This window comes from Geodermatophilus sp. DSM 45219 (genome assembly GCF_900104025.1).
Lineage (GTDB): Bacteria > Actinomycetota > Actinomycetes > Mycobacteriales > Geodermatophilaceae > Geodermatophilus.
This window is the reverse complement of record NZ_FNIQ01000001.1, coordinates 475,616-492,380: the sequence shown is the minus strand read 5'-3', so window position 1 is coordinate 492,380 and position 16,765 is coordinate 475,616. Positions and strand designations below refer to the sequence as shown.

Below are 16,765 nucleotides of genomic sequence, written 5' to 3'. Positions count from 1 at the left end.
GCCCCCGCCCTCACCGAGGACGGGGGCCGCGTCGCGTGGTGTCGGCGGTCAGTAGGTCTCCTCGGTCGTCCGCCGGGCCGGACCGGCAGCGGGGGGCACGCCGTAGCCCTCGGTGTGGGTCACCCGACGGCGCGAGCGCGGGCCCCAGACGGCGATCTCCAGCACGATGCCCAGTGCGCCGACGATCATGAGGATCCAGCCGACCACCTGCAGGTCGACGCCGCTCACGTCGATGCGCAGGGCGAACGCCAGGATCGCGCCGAGCGCGAGCAGGACGATGGCAGTTCCGAGCCGCATGTCCGTACTTCCTCCCTCTCGGTTCCGGGCGCTCGGGCCCGGACGAACCGGCGGCGGTCGCCGCGGGCCGACCGTGCCCGCGTGGGACCCCGCGAACCGCTTGAGAGGGTCGATGTCCCTCGAACGGGTGCCCTCCAGCCCCCGCCGGCGGACTGCTGACCCCGGATTGACCCCGCGACTGATCGCCGAGACCTGCGGACTCGGGGCGATCAGCGTCCGATGGCCACGAGTGCGCAGGTCTCGGCACCGACCCCCGGCCTGCCCGGTCGGGGAGCTGACCGGGGCGGCGCGCTGGGGCAGGGTGGCGGCGTGGAGTCCGTGCGCCACCCGGTGACCTGGCTGGTGACGGCGTGGGCCTGGCCGCTGTGGCGGGTGGTCCGGGCGACCGCCGCCGGGCCCTGCACCCGCCGCGACGCCGAGCGGTGGGCCGAGTGCCTCGACCGCCCGCGGCTGGCCCGGTTGCCGGCGGGCGCGCGCTTCGGCTGGCTGGTGGCGCAGCACCCGGAGTTCCGGTCGCTGGTGCACTACCGGCTCACCCCGCTGCCGTGGGCGGTGCGGCTGCTGCTGCGCGCGGTCTACCGGCCGCTGCCCACGCTGCACCTCAACTGCGCGGTGATCGGCCCCGGGCTGTTCATCGAGCACGGCTTCGCGACCACGCTCACCGCCCGCACCGTCGGCCGGGACTGCCGGGTCAACCAGCAGGTCACCGTCGGGCACACCGGCCGCGGTCAGCCGGTGATCGGGGACCGGGTGAGCATCGGGGCCGGCGCGGTCGTCGTCGGGCCGGTGACGATCGGGGACGACGCCTGCATCGGCGCCAACGCCACCGTCGTCCGGGACGTGCCCCCGGGCGCGGTCATGCTCGCCCCGCCCGCCGTCGCCCGGTAGGGGTCTCTTCCAGGTGGACCGATCGCGGGGGCCCGGAGGGTCTCCCGATCGGGACTCGGGTAGCGGTTCCGCTCGGGTCGGGGACGGCACCTGGCCGCGGTGGACCGATCGCGGGGGCCCGGAGGGTCTCCCGATCGGGACTCGGGTAGCGGTTCCGCTCGGGTCGGGGACGGCACCTGGCCGCGGTGGACCGATCGCGGGGGCCCGGAGGGTCTCCCGATCGGGACTCGGGTAGCGGTTCCGCTCGGGTCGGGGACGGCACCTGGCCGCGGTGGACCGATCGCGGGGGCCCGGAGGGTCTCCCGATCGGGACTCGGGTAGCGGTTCCGCTCGGGTCGGGGACGGCACCTGGCCGCGGTGGACCGATCGCGGGGGCCCGGAGGGCCTCCCGATCGGGACTCGGGCAGCGGTTCCGCTCGGGTCGGGGACGGCACCTGGCCGCGGTGTCGTCCGGCAGGACGACAGTGTCACAGCATGGTGCGCAGGCGCTCCCGGCGGGCGCGGAGCACGTCGACCGACGCCGAGGCCGACGGCGGTCCGGGCACGGACTTGCGCAGCTCGGTGTGCACCACCCCGTGCGGCCTGGAGGTCTTGGCCGCGACCCGGGCGACCAGTCGGTTGACCTCCCGCCGCAGCTCCGCGGCGTCGCGCCAGGAGCGGCCGGCGTCGTCCTCGTCGGGGTGGTCCTCGACCAGCGGCAGCTCGCCGGTGTCGTCGTCGGAGGAGGCGCGCTGGGCGATGCGCAGCCGCAGCTCGTCGTCCCGCCTGGCCAGCAGCGACGCGGTCTGCTCCGGGGTGAGCAGGCCGGGGATGCCGAGGAAGTCCTCGTCCTCGGGGGCGACGGCCACGGGCGACCCCGAGCCGGTGTGCGCGGTGCCGCTGTGCAGCACGTGCGCGAAGCGGGCGTCGGCCTCCAGCGCCTCGAACTGCTTCACCGTGACCGGCTCGCGCTCCTCGGGCGGGAGCGGCTCGAGGTCCAGCTCGTCGCCCTGCACCGTCTTCGGCGGGGGCATGACGTGGTTGCGCTGCTCCTCCATCGACGCGGCCAGGGAGAGCAGCGGCCGGACGGCGGGCAGGAACACCGTCGCCGACTCGTGCGAGGCCCGGGCGCGGACGACGCGGCCGACGGCCTGGGCGAAGAACAGCGGCGTCCGGTAGGAGGTCATCCAGGCCAGGACGGCGGCCCGCGGGACGTCGACGCCCTCGGAGATCATCCGCACGCAGACCGCGATGCGCGCGGACCCGGTGGCGAAGCGCTCGATCTTCTTCGACGCCTTGGGGTCGTCGGAGAGGATCAGCTCGGGTGCCTTCCCGGTGACCCGGCGGACGATCTTGGCGTAGGCGCGGGCGTCGTCCTGGTCGCTGGCGAGGATCAGCCCGGCGGCGTCGGGCATGCCGCCCTCCTCGCGCAGGTGGGTGATCCGGTCGTCCATCGCGGCGATGACGTGCGGCACCCACTGGCCCTTGGGGTCCAGCGCGGTGCGCCAGGCCTGCATCTCCACCGACCGGGTGCCGGCCTCGGACAGCGAGGCGGCGACCACCTCGCCGGCGGAGTTCCGCCAGCGCGAGGTGCCGGTGTAGGCGGCGAAGACCACCGGGCGGACGACGTTGTCGGCCAGCGCCTCCTTGTAGCCGTAGGTGTAGTCGGCGCGGCTGACCAGGCCGGCGCCGTTCTCGCCGGCGTCGCCCTCGAAGCCGTCCTCCTCGTAGCGGACGAAGGGGATGCGCTCGTCGGGCTTGGTGCGGAACGGCGTCCCGGTGAGACACAGCCGGCGGGCGGCGCGGCCGTAGGCCTCCTCGACCGCCTCCCCCCAGGACAGGCCGTCGCCGGCGTGGTGCACCTCGTCGAGGACGACCAGCGTCTTGACGGTGGTGGAGCGGGCGGCGTGCAGCATCGGCTTGCCGGCGACCTGCGCGTAGGTGGTCACGTAGCCCTGGGTACCGGCCCGCACCGGACCGACGGCGTTGGTCAGCCCCGGGTCCAGGACGATGCCCATCCGGTCGGCGGCGTCGGCCCACTGCAGCCGCAGGTGGTCGGTGGGGCAGACGACGACCACACGGGCGACCTCGCGCCGCTGGAGCAGCCGCGCGGCCAGGGTGAGGGCGAAGGTCGTCTTGCCCGCACCCGGGGTTGCGGTGACCAGGAAGTCCTTGGGGGAGCGCTGCTCGTACTCCTCCAGGGCGGCCTGCTGCCAGGCCCGGAGCGGTCGGCCGGTCCTCTGCGGGGCGACCGCCTCCGCGCGTGCTGCACTCGCCATGTCGAGGGTCATCCTGCCTGCGCGGCGAGCAACACGCCCAACCGGCCGCCTCCCGCGCGTCCCGCCGGGGGCGACGTAAGGGGCCGCCGGACGAGCCGCTGACCAGCACGGACGTCGTGGGGCGGCGAGCGGTGTGGCGATCGTCTCGCGGTGTGGAGGGGCCGTTCCGTCCCGCCGGCCCCGGTCGCCCCTCGGGTCGGGGCGGGGCCGGCCACTGCTCGTCGTACGCTGGACCCGGCTCCTCGACCAGGAGGCCCCACGGCGCGGACTGCAGCGGCACACCACCCGCACTCCGGCGCCGTCCCCCTCACCGCGCAGTCCCTCCTGGAGCCCGCCCGTGTCCTCAGCCGTCCTCTCCTGTCCCCTCCCCGCCCTCGCGCAGCGCCTGGCCGGTGTGGCCAGCTCGCCGGTCCGCGAGCTGCTGGCCCTGCTCGACCGCCCCGAGGTCGTCTCCTTCGCCGGCGGTCTGCCCGCGCCCGAGCTGTTCGACCTCGACGGCGTCCGCGCCGCCTACGAGCAGGTGCTCTGGGGTCCCCACGCCCGCCGCGCCCTGCAGTACGCACCCACCGAGGGCGACCGGGAGCTGCGCGCGCGGATCGCCGCCCGGATGACCGCCCGTGGCCTGCTCACCACCATCGACGACCTGCTGGTCACCTCCGGCTCGCAGCAGGCGCTCAGCCTCGTCGCGACCGCGCTGCTGGACCCGGGGGCGGTCGTGCTGGTGGAGGACCCGACCTACCTGGCGGCGCTGCAGTGCTTCCAGCTGGCCGGCGCCCGCGTCGTCCCGGTGCCCACCGACGAGCACGGCGTCGACCCGGCCGCGCTGGCCGACGTCATCGAGCGGGAGCGGCCGGCGCTGCTCTACCTGGTCCCGACGTTCGCCAACCCCACCGGGGCGACCATGCCGGCGGAGCGGCGGGCCGAGGTCGTCGAGGTCACCGCCCGGCACGGCGTCCGGGTGGTCGAGGACGACCCCTACGGCGAGCTGCGCTACCGGGGCGCCCCGGTGCTGCCGCTGGCCGCGCACCCCGGCGCCGACGGCCACGTGCTGCACCTGGGCAGCTTCTCCAAGATCGCGGCGCCGGGCCTCCGGCTGGGGTGGCTGCGGGCGCCGTCCCGGCTGCTGCCGGCGCTCACGGTCGCCAAGCAGGCCGCGGACCTGCACACCTCCACGGTCGACCAGGCCGCGGCGGCGGCCTGGTTCGCCGCGGCCGACGTCGAGGCGCACGTGGCCGGGCTGTGCGCCGCCTACCGCGAGCGCCGCGACGCCCTGGTCGAGGCGCTGCCGGCCGCACTGCCCCCGGGGAGCACCTGGACCGACCCCGACGGCGGCATGTTCGTGTGGGTCCGGCTGCCCGGGGCCGCGGACACCGGCCAGCTGCTGCAGCGCGCGCTCGCCCACGACGTGGCCTTCGTGCCGGGTGCCGCCTTCCACGCCGGGACGCCGGACCGCGCCACGCTGCGGCTGTCGTTCACCACGAACACGCCGGCGCGGATCGCCGAGGGGATGCGCCGGCTCGGGGCGGCCCTGACCGGAGCCTGAGCGCAGGTCCGCCGGCAGGCCCCCGCTGCCGCCGCGTCACGGTCGGGTGGCGCCGCTGGACGGCGGGGCCGCCGGGCCACACGATGCGAGCTGTGACGGGATCACGGCCGGTGGGGCGCCTGCTGGTGACGGCTGCCCTCGTCGCCGCCACGCCCGTGCTGGCCGCGTGCGGAACGGGCCGGGTCGGAGCGGGCGGGCCGCTGCCCTACGTCGCGGAGTTCCGCCTCGGCTGGGGCGCACCCGAAGAGCAGCGGTTCGTGCTCACGCCGGCGCCCGGTCCTCGTGTCCAGGTGCTCCCCGAGCCGTCCCACGCACCGCCGGTCACGCCGTCCCCCGACCACGGTGAACCGGTGCAGACGCCGCCGGTCGCTCCGCCACCCGACCCCGGCGGGTGGCCGTCCTCCTTCGAGCCCTCCGTCGCGTGGGTCGACGGCGGTCGGTACCTCGGGGTGGTCACCTACGGCAGCGGCAGCTGTCCCAGCGGTCCGCACGGCATCGAGGTCGTCGCCGACCAGGAGATCGAGATCCGCCTGGGACCCCTGTTCCCCGGCCGGGACGTCTGCTCCGCGGACGTGAGCGGGCACGTCACCGTGGTGGAGCTGCCGCAGGGGGTGACGCCGGCGGAGCCGCTCGTGGCCCGCTTCGGGGAACGCGAGGTGACGATCCCCGCCGTCGGCCGCTGACCGTCGCGGCAGCCGGCTCCTGCTCGGTGCCCGGGCCCCGTGCTGCCCGCGGTACACAGCCCGGCGGGCCCTCGTGCGGGCGCGGAGACGGGCATCCCCGCCACAGGATGCCGTAGGCCTCGCCGGGTGGGGGTCAGGAGGGGGCGACGACCGGCAGCCCGGCCTCGGTGGCCGCGCGCGCCAACCGCTCGTCGTAGACCACGAAGGCCTCCAGCACGGGCCCGAGGGTCAGGGCGGCCGCCAGGTGGACGGCGTCGAGACTGCGCAGGGACGGCGGCCCGAGGTCCGCGGCCGTCTCGAGCAGGTCCCTGCTCACCGGGACCAGGTCGACACCGGCCAGGAGCGTCCGGGCTCGCGGCACGCCGGCAGAGTCGGCTCCGGCCACGGCGCGGATGACCTCGACCCTCACGAGGTCGCTGGCCGTGACCGAGAGCGGGGTCCGACCTGACAGCCACGTCTCCAGTGCTGCCGACTCCGGCGAGTCCAGCACGAGCTTCGCGAGAGCGGAGGAGTCCAGAGCGATCACAGTCGCTCGGCGCGCTGCTCGTCGAGGGCCTCGGTGGCGCTGAGGGCTCCTGGTCGGGGCGTGATCCGGTCGGGGAACCGGAACGGTGCACTCGCGGGGATCAACCGCCCCTCGGCGATGAGCCGCTCGCGTGCCGTGACCGCGGGGGACGGCGGGGACAGGACCGCGACGAGCTCACCGCGCTCGGTCACCTCGACCGTCTCGCCCGCCTTGACCAGAGCCAGGTACCGGCTGGCGTTTCTGCCGCAGCTCACGCACACGATGCGGGTCATGCCCGGCACCTGCAGGCAGCCCGGCCGTCAGCGCCGGTTCCGCAGCGCGAGGAGTGCGCCGGCGGTGAACAGCGCCGCGGCGACGACCGCGTACAGCGAGGGCTGGCCACCGCCCAGCAGGTCGTCGACCAGGTTGCCCTCGTTGTTGGCGGCGTTGAAGCTCGCGTGCACGAGCCCGGCGGCCAGCAGGCTTCCGGCGGCGCCGCGCACGGTTGCCCCCACCAGGAGCCGCACCAGGACCCCGAGCACGAGCAACCCGCCGATCGCGAGCGCGAGCCGGTCGATCGCCAGGTCGCCGGTGAACGACAGCGGCAGGTGGACCGCCGCGAACGGGACGGCGGTGAGCGCGGCGGCCGGGAGGAAGCCGTGCCGCTGCTCCAGCCGGCCCTGGAAGAACCCGGCCCAGACCGTCTCCTCCCACAGGTGCACGAGCAGCACCGCGGACAGCACCGAGAAGGCGCCCCAGCCGAGCGTGGCGAGCAGGCCGCCCGTCCGCAGGCGCTGCCCCGTGGCCAGCCCGACGGCCAGGGTGAGCACCGGCAGGGCCAGCAGCACCGCGGCCCACCAGCCGGCACCGAAGCGCCACCGGACCGACCGGCGGAGCAGCGCCCGGACGGCGCCGGGCCCGTCGGTGACCGCGGTGACCCAGAGGGCGGCGGGCAGCATGACGAGGAGCGTCGTCCCGAGGGCGAACGGCTCCTCGGGCAGCGGGCCGCCGGGGAGGACCCCGTGCGCGGTGAGCGCCGGCACCGAGATCAGCGGCCACCCCACGACGGCCACCACCACGAGGAAGGCGGTCAGCGGGCGGCGCGCGACCCGGCTGCGCAGGCCACCGGGCGCGGCGGGGACGGGCCGGCGGGCGTCGGTCGTGGACATCTCAGGACCTGCTCCCTGTCCGGTGGAGCTCATCGGGCGGTGACGGACGACGTGCCGGTCTCCTGCTGCTCGGCGGTGCCGCGGCCCCGGACGAGCGGCGCGGTGACCGCGGTCAGGAGCGCGACGGCGAGCACGGCGAACAGCACCGGCTGACCGCCGGACAGCAGGTCGTCGACGATCGAGTCCTCGCTGTTGCTGGCGTTCCACACGGCGTGCAGGACCGCGACGGCGAGCACGCTGCCGGCGGTCCCGCGCAGGACGATCCCGGCCAGGAGCCGGAACAGCAGCGCGACGGCCAGCACGAACCCCAGCTCCAGCAGCACCGAGGACGCGGTGAACTCCTCGGCGAACGACAGGGGGACGTGGATGGCGGCGAAGGCCACGCCGGTCAGGGCGGCCGCGGCCACGAGACCGTGCCGGCGCTCCAGGTGGACCTGCACGAACCCGGCCCAGACGGTCTCCTCCCACAGGTTGACCAGGAACAGGGGCAGGAGGGCGGCCAGCGTGCCGCTCAGCAGGACCGACGGCAGGTCCGCGGTCTGCAGGCTCCGGCCGGACAGCAGGCCCAGGACGACGGTCCCCACCGGCAGGGCGAGCAGCACGGCGGCCCACCAGCCGGGGCCGAACCGCCAGCGGAACGTGCGCGCGAACAGCCGCCGCACGCCGGCGCGGCCCTCCGCGACGGAGACCACCCAGACGGCGGCGGGGAGCATCACCAGGACGGTGAGCGCCAGGGCGAAGACCTCGACGGGCAGCTGCCCGCCCGGCAGCAGGCCGTGGTACGCGAGCGCGGGCACGCCGAGGACGGCCCACCCCAGGGGGAGGGCGAGGAGCAGGAAGGCCGTCACGGGACGGCGGGCCACCCAGCCGCGCCAGCCGTCCTCGGTGGTGTCGCGGGTGCGGGGGACCGTCGGCACGGGGGTGCGCCGGCCGTGGTGGAGAGCGGACACGTCAGGACCTGCTTCCGTTGCGGAGGACGGTCCCCCCGCCCAGCGCGCGGGCCGGGGAGACCGACGCGGTGGGCAGGGCGGCCAGGTCGCGGGCGAGGACGACGTCGGCCTCCCGTGCCGCCTGCACGAGGCACAGGCACCGGCACTCGTCGAGGAGCAGCCAGGCGGCGCACCAGCGGATCGGCGTCCCGGCCGAGCCGAGCCGGGTCACCGCCCGGTGCAGGGCGCGGTGCATGTCCTCCGCGTCGTCCGCCGACGGCGGGCAGCTGCGGAACTGCACGAGGAACAGCCCCGTCTCCCGGTGCCCCGCCTCGCCCATGCGGCCACGTTCCCGCCGGCGGGCGCCGTCGGCAGCGGGCATCTCCCGGACGGCGGTACGGGTCCTCCCGCACACCCGTACCCGGCCGCTACGGTCCCCGGCCATGGTGCGGCGGGCCGCCCCCGCGGCGGGGCCCCGGCTGCCGGCCGAGCGCAGCTCGTTCGTCGGCCGGCGGGCCGAGCTCGCCCGGGTGCGTGGCCTGCTGGCCGGGTCCCGGCTGGTGACGCTGGTCGGGCCGGGCGGGGTGGGGAAGACCCGGCTGGCCCTGCGGGCGGCCGAGGAGCTGCGGCGGTCGTTCCCGGCCGGGGTCGCGCTGGCCGACCTGACCGCCGTCGCGGACCCCGCGCTGGTCGCCGCGCTGGTCGCCGCCGCCTTCGACGTCCGGGACGGCACGGGCCGCTGGCTGCCCGCGTCCCTGGCCGACGTCCTCGGCGAGCGGCGGGTGCTGCTGGTGCTGGACAACTGCGAGCACCTGCGCGACGCCTGCGCCGTGCTGCTCGACGCGCTCACCGCCGCCTGTCCCGGCCTGTCGGTCCTGGCCACCAGCCGGACGCCGCTGGACCTGCCGGGGGAGGCGCTGTGCGCGGTGCCGCCGCTGCCGCTCGGAGCGGGCACCGAGTCGGTGGCCCTGCTGCGGGAGCGGGCCCGGGCGGCGGCCCCGGAGCTCGTGCTGACGCCGGCGGACGACGAGACGCTCACCGAGCTGTGCCGCCGGCTGGACGGGATCCCGCTGGCGATCGAGCTGGCCGCCGTCCGGCTGCGCACGCTGACCCCGGCCGAGCTGCTGGTCCGGCTGGACGACCGCTTCGGGCTGCTGCGCCGGGCGGGGACCGCGGGGCCGGACCGGCACCGCACCCTGCGGGCGACGATGGAGTGGAGCGCCGGCCTGCTGGACGAGCGCGAGCGGCTGCTGTGGGCGCGCGCGGCGGTCTTCGCCGGCGGCTTCGACCTGGCCGCCGCCGAGGTGGTGTGCGCCGACGACCGGCTGCGGGAGGACGACCTGCTGGACGCGCTCGGCGCCCTGGTCGACGCCTCCCTGCTCACCGTGACCCGCGACGGCGCCGGGAGCCGGTTCGCGATGCTGGAGACCGTCCGGGCCTTCGGCAGGGAGCTGCTCGAGGCGTCGGGTCAGGTGGACCGGGTGCGCCGCCGGCACCGCGACTGGTGCGCCCGGCTGGTGGCCGACGCGGCGGCGCGGTTCCTCGGACCCGGGCAGGCCGCCGCCTTCGACCGGCTGGCCGCGGTGCACGCCGAGCTCGCCGGAGCGGTCGAGCACTGCCTGCGCACGCCCGGCGAGGAGCCGGCCGGCCTCGCGACCGTCGCCGACGCCTGGCTGTACTGGGCGGCCCGCGGCCACCTCGGCGAGGGACGGCGCCGGCTGGACCAGCTGCTGCGCGCGGTCCCGGCGACCTGCCCCGAGCGGGCGCGGGGGCTCGTCGTCGCCGGCTACCTCGCGCTCGTCGCGACCGACCCGGAGACCGCCGTCCCGCTGCTGGAGGAGGCGGTGCGGGACGCGCGGGCACTGGACCTGCCGGCGGTGGCCGCGCTGGCCACCCAGTACCTCGGCCAGGCGGCGCTGTTCCGCGGGGACCTGCCCGCCGCCGACCGGCTGCTGCGGGCGGCGGCCGCCGAGCACGAGATGGTCGGCGCCCCGGCCGGTGCGTTCTGCTGGGCCGACGTCGGCGTGGTGGCCCTGCTCGCCGGCGACCTCGGATCGGCCGACGCGGCGTTCGGCACGAGCCTCGCCACCGCCGCGGACCCCTGGACCCGGTCCCACGCCCTGTGGGGCCGGGGCCTGGTGCGGCTGGCCGAGGGGGACCCCGGAGCCGGCCGCTGCCTGGAGGAGCAGGCGCTGCGGCTGATGCGCGAGGTGGACGACCGCAGCGGTGTCGCGCTCTGCGTCACCGCCCTCGGCTGGACCGCCGCCGCCCGCGGGGACGCCGAGACGGCCGCCCGGCTGGCCGGCGCCGCCGACGCGGTCTGGCGGTCGGTACCGGCGCGGCGACCGGAGCCGCTGACCGCTCCGGACGCGCACTGGACAGCAGTGGCCCGGCGCGCGCTCGGCGAGCAGCGGTGGGACGCCCGGTACGCCGAGGGCAGCGCCCTGGAGCGGGCGGGCGCGGTCGCGCTGGCCCTGGGGGAGGGGCCGGCGGCTGGGACGCCGGAGCCTCCGCCGTCCGGCCCGCTGACCCGCCGCCAGCGGGAGGTGGCCGACCTGGTGGCGCAGGGGCTGACCGACCGGGAGATCGCCGCCCGGCTGGTCATCTCACCGCGGACGGCGGAGTCGCACGTCGAGCAGATCCTCACCCGGCTGGGCTTCCGCTCCCGGGCGCAGATCGCCGCGTGGACCGCCGCCCAGGGCTGAGCGCCCGCGCCGGCGGTGCACGACCCGTCAGACACGGCGGGCCAGCACGAGCGGCGGCCCCTGGTCCGGCGAGAAGACCGCGTGCTCGCCGTCGCAGACCCAGCAGGCCTCCTGGTCGTACGGGACGTCGGCCGGGTCCTCGTCGGGCAGCCCCCAGCCGGAGCGCTCGAGCGGCTCCCGGTTGGGCTCGGGCCAGTCGCCGTACCGCACCGACCGCCAGACCACCCCGTCGGCCGTGGTGAAGCTGTAGCGGTCCTCGCCGTCCGGCAGGACCCGCACGCGCACCGGAGTCCACACCCGTCCGTCCAGCACGCGGCGGACCTGGCGGTGGACGCTCAGCCGCCAGACGCCGAGAGGGCCGGCCGCGAAGGCCGTGAGGAGCGCGGGGGCCAGGGCCCAGCCGGTCCACGCAGGCGCGTAGAGCGCGTCGTCGACGATGAAGCGGTCCGGGTCGGAGCGGTCGTACACGACGTCCACGACCTGACCCTCGACGTAGTCGTCGGCGTAGCCACCCAGGGACACGTACCGCGCCCGGGTCACGCCATCGGCGGTGAACCGCACCGACGCGCCTCCCGAGCTCCAGTCGTCGTCGTGGTCGACGCGCAGGACGGTCCCGACCGTGGTCACGCCGACGGCCCGCAGGTCCTCGTCGGCCGCGATCTCGACGGCGGCGAGCGCCACCACGGCACAGGCACCCGCCGCACCCAGGGCCGCGACGGCACCGGCTCTCCGCGTGGCCCGGGCCAGGTCTGCAGTCGTCCGCTCGACCGAGAGGGCGGCGCCGTGGCCGCCCTCGAGCGCGGACGGCGTCGCCAGGTGCGGCATCGGGACGAGCGTGCGCCGTCGGGCCAGGTACCAGAGCCGTGCCGCGCCTGCGGCGATCGGCGGCAGGCCGAGGACGAGTCCCAGGCCCACGTACGTCTCGGTCAGGGTCGGCTCGCCGGCGTCCGGCCAGCCCGACACCCGGACCTGGAACCGGCTGCCCGCCGGCTCGTCGTAGCAGTCGGACTCCCCGCTGAGCACGCGTCCCGACGGGTCCTCCCAGACGACGTCGCAGAACCCGGCGCCGTCGCCACCGGTCACGGTGACGGTCGCCGTGTACCCGGTGACGTAGAGGCTGGCCAAGAAGGAGAGCCCCAGCGCGCCGAGCGCGATCGACCCGATCGCCCACCACGGCCGACGGGGGGAACGGAAGCGCACGGGGACGAGATCGGCTCCCGTGCGCCGCGCCTGAAGTCGAGGACGGCCTCAGCCGGCCGGCTCGCCCACCGGGGTCCGGACTCGATGTCCTCCCCGCTCAGCAGTCCCTGCCGACCAGCCGGAGGTGGGGTCCGGTGCTGATGTCGGCGCGGGGGTCCGGCACCTGCGCGAGTCCTGCGGCGCGGCGGACGCGGTTCTCGGTGACGTCGAGTGCGCGGGCCAGGGGACGTGCGAGGCCCTCGGTGATGAAGCTGCGGCCGCTGCGGGCCAGCTTGCCCATGGTGGCGGGCGGGATCAGCCAGCCGGTCCGCTGGGACGCCTGGTCGGGGCTGCGGCCGAGCTCCCAGAGGCGGCGCCGCACGAGGTCCGTCAGGTCGGCCATCCGGGCAGGTTACGACGGCGGGGCCGCGGAGGCACCCCTGGGCGACGGGAACCGCGGACGTCCACGACGAACACCCCCGCGCGGATCGCCGAGGCGGTGCGGCGACCGGCGGGCGTGCTGCGCGCCAGAGGGGCCGGCCGGCGTCAGTCGGCGGGCTCGTCCACCCAGTCGGGGCCGCCGACCTCGCCGGGACCGGCCAGGTCGGCGGCGTCGACGATCGTGTACGCGTAGCCCTGCTCGGCGAGGAAGCGCTGGCGGTGGGCGGCGTACTCGGCGTCCAGGGTGTCGCGGCTGACCACCGTGTAGAAGTGCGCCTGCCGGCCGTCGGCCTTGGGCCGCAGCACCCGGCCGAGCCGCTGGGCCTCCTCCTGCCGGGAGCCGAAGGTGCCCGACACCTGGACGGCGACCGCGGCCTCGGGCAGGTCGATGGAGAAGTTGGCGACCTTGGACACCACGAGGGTCTTGACCTCGCCGGCGCGGAAGGCGTCGAAGAGTTTCTCCCGCTCCCGGTTGGTCGTCGACCCCTGGATGACCGGGGCGTCGAGCGCGCGGCCGAGCTCGTCGAGCTGGTCGAGGTAGGCGCCGATGACCAGCTTCTGCTCGTCGGGGTGCCGCTCCAGCACGCGCCGGATCACCGGCAGCTTGGACGAGGCGGTCGCGGCGATCCGGTAGCGCTCCTCGGGCTCGGCGACCGCGTAGGTCATCCGCTCCTCGTCGTCCAGGGCGACCCGCACCTCGATGCACTCGGCCGGCGCGATGTAGCCCTGGGCCTCGATGTCGCGCCACGGGGCGTCGTACCGCTTCGGGCCGATGAGGGAGAAGACGTCGTCCTCCCGGCCGTCCTCGCGCACCAGCGTGGCGGTCAGCCCGAGCCGCCGGCGGGACTGCAGGTCGGCGGTCAGCCGGAAGATCGGCGCCGGCAGCAGGTGCACCTCGTCGTAGACGATCAGGCCCCAGTCCTGCGCGTCGAACAGGTCCAGGTGCCGGTACTCGCCCTTCCGGCGGGTGGTGATCACCTGGTAGGTCGCGATCGTGACCGGGCGGATCTCCTTGCGCTCACCGGAGTACTCGCCGATCTCCTCCTCGGTCAGCGAGGTGCGGGCGATCAGCTCCCGCTTCCACTGCCGCCCGGCGACGGTGTTGGTGACCAGGATGAGAGTGGTCGCCTTCGCCTCGGCCATCGCCGCGGCGCCGACCAGCGTCTTGCCCGCTCCACAGGGCAGGACGACGACGCCCGAGCCGCCGGCCCAGAAGCCGTCGACGGCCTCCTGCTGGTAGTCCCGCAGGTGCCAGCCGGCCTGGTCCAGCTCGATCGGGTGCGCCTGCCCGTCGACGTAGCCGGCGAGGTCCTCGGCCGGCCAGCCGACCTTGAGCAGCGCCTGCTTGAGCCGCCCGCGCTCCGACGGGTGGACGACGACCGTGTCCTGGTCGATCCGCGCGCCCAGCATCGGCGCCACCCGCTTGCTGCGGATGACCTCCTCCAGCACCGCGCGGTCCGAGGTGGTGAGCACCAGCCCGTGCAGCGGGTCGTTGGCCAGCGTCAGGCGGCCGAAGCGGTCCATGGTGTCGGCGACGTCGACCAGCAGCGCGTGCGGCACCGGGTAGCGCGAGTACCGCACCAGCGCGTCGACGACCTGCTCGGCGTCGTGCCCGGCGGCGCGCGCGTTCCACAGCGCCAGCGGCGTCACCCGGTAGGTGTGCACGTGCTCGGGGGAGCGCTCCAGCTCCGCGAACGGCGCGATGGCCGCGCGGCAGTCGCGGGCCAGCGGGTGGTCGACCTCGAGCAGCAGGGTCTTGTCCGACTGGACGATCAGGGGGCCGTCAGACACGCGGGACCTCTCGGCAGGCGGTGAGGGGATTGGCGGCCGCGCAGGGCCTCCGACACGGTAACCACCGGGGCCGACGGGTCCTTCCCGGCCGAGGTCAGGACGACGGGGCCAGGTCGTCGTCCTCCACCAGCGCCACCGAGGTGATCCGGTGGACGGCGAAGGTGCGGCTCTCCCCGCGGCGCTCGTCGTAGCCCTGCAGGAAGCCCCCGGCCAGCGACACCGGCTGGACGACGCGCTGGCTGCCGCTGCCCTGCGCGTCGACGTAGCCCAGCCACACCGGCACGCCCTCGCGCACCGCGCGGGTCAGCAGCTCCAGCGTGCCGGCCGTGGTCACCCCCGGCACCTGGCGCACCGCCTCACCGCGGCGGGCGGCGAGGGCGGCGTCCCCGGCCCGGACCTCGCGCACCGTGGCGGCCAGCTCGTCGCCGGTCAGCGGCCGCGGCGCCTGCGGGGCCGAGCCCCCGGGACGGCGGCCCGCGGCGCGCGGCCGGGCCGGTGGGCGGGTGAGGACGGTGCCGCCCGGGGACTCGCCGGCGGGGGCGTACCCGGCCTCGCGCAGCACGGTGAGCACCTCGTCGGCGCCCAGCCCGCTGACCAGCACGCCGGGGGCCAGCCGGCGCAGCTCGGCCGCCGCCGTGCGCCGGTCGTTGAGCACCTGGGAGAGCAGCCCGTGGTCGTCGGAGCGCACGTAGCTCTCGATCGCCCCGACCCGCAGCCGGCCGTGCTGGCGGGCCACGTCGTCCACCAGGTAGTCCAGCGCCTGCGGAACCGGGGTGCGCGAGGCGCGGGTGAAGAAGTCGTGCAGGTCGGTGGCCGACCAGCCGGCGTCCAGGGCGCGGCGGACGCTGCCCTCCGACACCCGGAACACCGTCGCCCCGCCGGAGGACTCGACGTCGGCGACGACGGCGAGGGTGTCGGCGAGCTCGGCGACCAGCGGGCCCGGCGCCACCAGCGACAGGTCGGGCTGGGCGAGCACGTGGTCGACGGGGTCGGGCAGCAGCCCGCGCATGCCCGTCGCGGCGCCGTCCTCGCCGGTGGCCAGCAGCCCGCGGCCACCGGCCGACAGCACCCCGCCGACGACGATCCCGAGCCGCGCGGCCTCGGCCAGCAGGTCGGGCACCGGGGCAAGCCGGTCGGCCCGCCGCGGGGTGCGCCAGCGCAGCAGCGCGACCAGGTCGTCGGGGGCGACGCCGCAGCCGGGCGGGTACTCGGCCAGCGCGCTGAGTGCCGAGCGGCGGATCGCCGGGGCGGTGTGCCGCACCAGGTCGGGGGACAGCGCGTTGACCGCCTTGCCCGCGACGTCGCGCTGGCCGGCCAGCGAGGGCAGCCGGACGGCGGCCAGCCAGCCCGCCGCGAGGGTCGCCCAGCGGTCGGGCAGCTCCTGCTCGCGCCACAGGTCGAAGGTGCGGGTGGGCAGCCACTCGTCGCGGTGCGGCCCGCCGACGTCGAGCAGGCCGGCGGCGAACGCCAGCTCCAGCAGCCACGCGGCCTCGGGCTCGGGGACCTTCAGCGTGCGGGCCAGCCGCTTCTGGTCGCGGACGCCGACGCCGCCACTGCGCAGCAGGCCGGCCGGCTCCTCCTCCAGCAGGGTCAGCAGCTCGCCGACCCGGCCGATCGCCTCCATCGCCGCGCCGGCGGCCTGCCGGTCGACGACGGCGGGGTCGCGCTCCAGGCCGGGCGGCTCCGGGCGCACCCGCGGCGGGCCGAAGGGCCGGGGTCCGCGCAGCAGCAGGCCGATCTCGCGCGGCAGCTCCACGTTGAGCGCGTCGATGCGCGCCAGCAGCCCGCGCTGCAGCAGCCGGCGGGCGGGGGAGGAGCCGGGGCCGTCGGTGTCCGGGAGGTGGCCCACGGGCCGGTCGCCGGCCAGCCGCTCCAGCACCTCGCGCTCCTCGGCCGGCAGCTCGGCCAGCGCCACCGGCAGGTCCGCCGGGAGGGTCAGCCGCAGCTCGACCGCCCGCCGCCCCAGACCCGCTGGGTACCGGACGGCGCGGCGCACCGGCTCGGGCGCGTGCAGGACGTCGTCCCCCCAGAGCAGCGCCCGGGTGGTGAGCTGGTCGACCGCCGCCGCGAGCACCTCGTCGGGCACCTCGGGCAGCGCGGCGGGCAGGTCGGCGGCGTCCACCCCGTCGGTGTCGGCGAGCAGCACCACGTCGAGCACCTGGAGGGTCGCGGCGTCCAGCTCGTCGAGGGCGCGGTCGACCGAGACGGGCACCGCCAGCCGGCTGGCGAGCGCGACGACGTCGGAGGGCGCGGGGCGGGCCACGTCGGGCCGCGCGGCCAGCAGCGCACCGAGCTGCTCGTCGCTGCGGGTGCGCAGCCAGGAGGCGAGCGTCGCGGGGGCGGGCGAGGACATCCGGTCCACGTTACGTCGCCGGGC

15 protein-coding genes are annotated in these 16,765 nt (G+C 76.7%); 4 read left to right on the top strand and 11 right to left on the bottom strand.

Annotation, left to right across the window (positions count from 1 at the left end):
- Positions 1-48: 48 nt before the first annotated feature.
- The gene (locus tag BLR12_RS02370; protein ID WP_091372922.1) at positions 49-297 is read right to left on the bottom strand and encodes a DUF6458 family protein; all 249 of its coding nucleotides are present in this window, start codon (positions 295-297) and stop codon (positions 49-51) included.
- A gap of 309 nt (positions 298-606) precedes the next feature.
- Between BLR12_RS02370 and BLR12_RS02365 the strand changes: the two genes are divergently transcribed.
- Entirely contained in the window at positions 607-1,185 is a 579-nt protein-coding gene (locus BLR12_RS02365; RefSeq protein ID WP_218120508.1) for a serine acetyltransferase, read from the top strand.
- Between the two features lie 467 nt (positions 1,186-1,652).
- Here BLR12_RS02365 and BLR12_RS02360 read toward each other — a convergent pair whose 3' ends face one another.
- Entirely contained in the window at positions 1,653-3,443 is a 1,791-nt protein-coding gene (locus tag BLR12_RS02360) for a DEAD/DEAH box helicase (RefSeq protein WP_091372917.1), read from the bottom strand.
- A gap of 337 nt (positions 3,444-3,780) precedes the next feature.
- Here BLR12_RS02360 and BLR12_RS02355 point away from each other — a divergent pair, with 337 nt between their 5' ends.
- The gene (locus BLR12_RS02355) at positions 3,781-4,986 is read left to right on the top strand and encodes an aminotransferase-like domain-containing protein (RefSeq protein ID WP_218120507.1); all 1,206 of its coding nucleotides are present in this window, start codon (positions 3,781-3,783) and stop codon (positions 4,984-4,986) included.
- Between the two features lie 92 nt (positions 4,987-5,078).
- Positions 5,079-5,669 carry a hypothetical protein gene (locus BLR12_RS02350; protein ID WP_143018682.1) on the top strand — a complete coding sequence of 197 codons (591 nt, stop codon included), beginning with the start codon at positions 5,079-5,081 and terminating at the stop codon, positions 5,667-5,669.
- A gap of 133 nt (positions 5,670-5,802) precedes the next feature.
- Here the strand turns inward: BLR12_RS02350 and BLR12_RS02345 are convergent, their stop codons facing one another.
- Genes BLR12_RS02345 through BLR12_RS02325 form a run of 5 tightly spaced genes read right to left on the bottom strand, consistent with a single transcriptional unit; the run spans position 5,803 to position 8,654 of the window.
- Positions 5,803-6,195: a type II toxin-antitoxin system VapC family toxin gene (locus BLR12_RS02345; protein ID WP_091372913.1), complete on the bottom strand. Its 393-nt coding sequence runs from the start codon at positions 6,193-6,195 to the stop codon at positions 5,803-5,805.
- Entirely contained in the window at positions 6,192-6,467 is a 276-nt protein-coding gene (locus BLR12_RS02340; RefSeq protein WP_091372910.1) for a type II toxin-antitoxin system Phd/YefM family antitoxin, read from the bottom strand. The genes BLR12_RS02345 and BLR12_RS02340 overlap by 4 nt, the downstream gene beginning before the upstream one ends.
- A 27-nt stretch (positions 6,468-6,494) precedes the next feature.
- Positions 6,495-7,343, bottom strand: coding sequence for a CPBP family intramembrane glutamic endopeptidase (locus BLR12_RS02335; protein ID WP_091372908.1), 849 nt, complete (start codon positions 7,341-7,343; stop codon positions 6,495-6,497).
- A gap of 29 nt (positions 7,344-7,372) precedes the next feature.
- Entirely contained in the window at positions 7,373-8,293 is a 921-nt protein-coding gene (locus BLR12_RS02330) for a type II CAAX endopeptidase family protein (protein WP_091372905.1), read from the bottom strand.
- 1 nt (position 8,294) lies between these two features.
- Positions 8,295-8,654, bottom strand: coding sequence for a hypothetical protein (locus BLR12_RS02325; RefSeq protein ID WP_091372903.1), 360 nt, complete (start codon positions 8,652-8,654; stop codon positions 8,295-8,297).
- Between the two features lie 61 nt (positions 8,655-8,715).
- Here BLR12_RS02325 and BLR12_RS02320 point away from each other — a divergent pair, with 61 nt between their 5' ends.
- Entirely contained in the window at positions 8,716-10,977 is a 2,262-nt protein-coding gene (locus BLR12_RS02320) for an ATP-binding protein (RefSeq protein WP_091372900.1), read from the top strand.
- Between the two features lie 27 nt (positions 10,978-11,004).
- Here the strand turns inward: BLR12_RS02320 and BLR12_RS02315 are convergent, their stop codons facing one another.
- The 4 genes from BLR12_RS02315 to BLR12_RS02300 all read right to left on the bottom strand — a co-directional run bounded on the left by BLR12_RS02315 (position 11,005) and on the right by BLR12_RS02300 (position 16,741).
- Positions 11,005-12,177, bottom strand: coding sequence for a DUF3592 domain-containing protein (locus tag BLR12_RS02315; RefSeq protein WP_091372898.1), 1,173 nt, complete (start codon positions 12,175-12,177; stop codon positions 11,005-11,007).
- A 97-nt stretch (positions 12,178-12,274) separates the two neighbouring features.
- Positions 12,275-12,559 carry a hypothetical protein gene (locus BLR12_RS02310; protein WP_091372897.1) on the bottom strand — a complete coding sequence of 95 codons (285 nt, stop codon included), beginning with the start codon at positions 12,557-12,559 and terminating at the stop codon, positions 12,275-12,277.
- A gap of 143 nt (positions 12,560-12,702) precedes the next feature.
- On the bottom strand, positions 12,703-14,388 hold the full coding sequence (locus tag BLR12_RS02305; RefSeq protein WP_091372894.1) for a DNA repair helicase XPB: 1,686 nt from the start codon (positions 14,386-14,388) through the stop codon (positions 12,703-12,705).
- Positions 14,389-14,482: 94 nt separating this feature from the next.
- Positions 14,483-16,741, bottom strand: coding sequence for a helicase C-terminal domain-containing protein (locus tag BLR12_RS02300; protein WP_091374238.1), 2,259 nt, complete (start codon positions 16,739-16,741; stop codon positions 14,483-14,485).
- Between the last annotated feature and the right edge of the window lie 24 nt (positions 16,742-16,765).